Source organism: Noviherbaspirillum sp., from assembly GCF_036846085.1.
Taxonomy (GTDB): domain Bacteria; phylum Pseudomonadota; class Gammaproteobacteria; order Burkholderiales; family Burkholderiaceae_D; genus Noviherbaspirillum.
In genome coordinates, this window is record NZ_DAIUCO010000390.1 from 1 (window position 1) to 2,574 (window position 2,574).

A 2,574-nucleotide genomic window follows, 5' to 3' on the forward strand; every position below is an offset into this window, starting at 1 on the left:
TCCTTGTATTTCGATACGCCGGCAGCCTCTTCCAGGAAAATCCGCAGCTCTTCCGGCCGCGCTTCGATGATGCGGGAAATCATGCCTTGGCCGATGATGGCGTAGGCGCGAGGGCCAAGCCCGGTGCCGAGAAAGATGTCCTGGATATCCCGCCGGCGCACCGCCTGGTTGTTAATGTAGTAACTGGAGGTGCCGTCCCGGGTGAGCGTGCGCTTGACGGCGATTTCGGCGTACTGGCTCCACTGTCCCGCCGCCCGGCCGTCGGCATTGTCGAACACCAGCTCGACCGACGCGCGTCCGGACGGTTTGCGGTTGGTCGATCCGTTGAAAATCACATCCTGCATCGACTCGCCGCGCAGTTCCGATGCCTTGGATTCGCCCAGAACCCAGCGCACCGCGTCGATGATGTTCGACTTGCCGCATCCGTTGGGACCGACCACCCCGACCAATTGCCCTGGCACCTGGAAATTGGTTGGTTCGACGAAGGATTTGAATCCGGATAGTTTGATGGAAGTTAAACGCACGTTATTGACTATTCAGAAAGTACTTCGATGTGAGCCTCGCAGGTGCGGCTCAACCAGGGGAAGAACGGCGCGGAAAGAGCCCGCCTTGAAAGGCGCTAATCATATCATTCCAGGCTTGCCGGGCATTATTTCCGCCGGCCGATCCGGGCACGGCGCACAGCCCGCGGCGGTATAATGCCGCCTCCGGTCCCGGCGCATCACGCAGCGCGACGACCTTTTTCAGTTCTTTGGCACTTTCCATTCCCGTCAATCCTATTGCATACAGCGCCGTGAACCCGCTCCTAGACAAACTGCAACCCTATCCATTCGAGAAGCTGCGCGAGTTATTTGCCGGCATTACGCCAAATAGTGCCTATAAAGCAATCAGTCTCGGCATCGGCGAACCCAAGCACCCTACCCCGGCGTTCATCTGCCAGGCGCTCGCCGACCACTTGCCTGGCCTCGCGAGCTACCCGACGACCGCCGGTTCCGACGATTTGCGCAAGGCGATCGCAGGCTGGATCGAACGGCGTTACGCCCTGCCGGCCCTGGACCCGGCCACCCAGGTCCTGCCGGTCAACGGGTCGCGGGAGGCGCTGTTTGCCCTGGCCCATACGGTGATCGACCCGGTGCCCGGCGCGCTGGTGATGTGCCCGAACCCGTTCTACCAAATCTATGAAGGCGCGGCTTACCTGACCGGCGCCCAGCCTTACTTCGCCAACTCCGACCCCGCCCGCAATTTCGCGCCCGACTACCGCAGCGTCCCGGAAGAGGTCTGGCGTCATGTGCAATTGTTATATGTTTGCTCTCCCGGCAACCCGACCGGTGCGGTGCTGACCCTGTCCGACTGGAAAGAGCTGTTTGACCTGTCCGACCGTTACGGGTTCGTGATCGCCGCCGACGAATGCTATTCGGAGATCTATTTCAAGCCGGAACCGCCGTTGGGCGGACTGGAAGCCGCTCACAAACTCGGCCGCCACAACTATCCGCGCCTGGTGAGCTTTTCCAGCCTGTCTAAGCGGTCGAACGTACCCGGCATGCGCTCCGGATTCGTCGCCGGCGATGCCGATATCCTGAAGAAATTCCTGCTGTACCGGACATACCACGGCAGCGCGATGAGTCCATCCATCCAGAGCGCGTCCATCGCGGCCTGGAACGATGAGACCCATGTCCGGGAAAACCGGGCGAAATACATGGCGAAATTCAACCAGGTCACGCCCATGCTGCGTGAAGTCCTGGACGTCGAACTGCCGGATGCCGGTTTTTACCTGTGGGCTGGCGTCGACAAACGGGCTGCAATCTCGGATACCGACTTCGCCAGGCGCTTGTATGCCGAATATAATGTCACGGTGTTGCCGGGAAGCTATCTTGCCCGGGAAGCGCATGGCGTCAACCCCGGCCGCAACCGCGTCCGCATGGCGCTGGTGGCGGAAGTCGATGAATGCCTCGAAGCCGCCAGCCGCATCGTCGAATTCACCAGGAAACTCGCCGCATCCTGACGCTGCATCCTGATTCAACCAGATTCAATCACTCACTACATACTCCAGATGAGCCAACAACTTCAGCAGATCATTGACCAGGCGTGGGAAGACCGCGCAAATTTCTCCCCCAAGTCGGCGCCCGCCGAAATCCGCGATGCGGTCGCGCATGTACTGCGCGAGCTCGACCAGGGCAGCCTGCGGGTCGCACAGAAAGACAGCGGCAACTGGGTCGTCAACCAGTGGGTGAAGAAAGCGGTGCTGCTGTCGTTCCGGCTGGAAGACAACCTGCCGATGCAGGCAGGCATGAACGGCGCCAATTCAATGCAGTTCTATGACAAGGTGCCGACCAAGTTCGCCAACTACACGGCCGAGGATTTCGCCAGGGGCGGTTTCCGCGTCGTACCACCGGCGGTCGCCCGCCGCGGCAGCTTCATCGGAAAAAATGTCGTGCTGATGCCGTCCTATGTGAATATCGGCGCCTACGTGGACGAAGGCACCATGGTCGATACCTGGGCTACCGTCGGCTCCTGCGCACAGATCGGCAAGAACGTGCACCTGTCCGGCGGCGTCGGCATCGGCGGCGTGCTGGA

The 2,574-nt window shown here is 60.8% G+C and carries 4 protein-coding genes; 2 read left to right on the plus strand and 2 right to left on the minus strand.

What is annotated here, in order from left to right; genetic code table 11:
* Both V7080_RS25120 and V7080_RS25125 read right to left on the minus strand, forming a co-directional pair.
* Positions 1 to 524, minus strand: a 524-nt coding sequence (locus V7080_RS25120) for an AAA family ATPase (RefSeq protein WP_334191105.1), incomplete at its 3' end; no start/stop codon positions are given.
* Positions 525 to 573: 49 nt separating this feature from the next.
* Positions 574 to 765, minus strand: coding sequence for a hypothetical protein (locus V7080_RS25125; protein WP_334191106.1), 192 nt, complete (start codon positions 763 to 765; stop codon positions 574 to 576).
* A 28-nt stretch (positions 766 to 793) separates the two neighbouring features.
* Between V7080_RS25125 and dapC the strand changes: the two genes are divergently transcribed.
* Positions 794 to 2,002, plus strand: coding sequence for a succinyldiaminopimelate transaminase (dapC, locus tag V7080_RS25130; protein WP_334191107.1), 1,209 nt, complete (start codon positions 794 to 796; stop codon positions 2,000 to 2,002).
* A gap of 48 nt (positions 2,003 to 2,050) precedes the next feature.
* Positions 2,051 to 2,574 (plus strand): 2,3,4,5-tetrahydropyridine-2,6-dicarboxylate N-succinyltransferase (locus V7080_RS25135; RefSeq protein WP_334191108.1); only part of this gene is annotated, 524 nt, incomplete at its 3' end.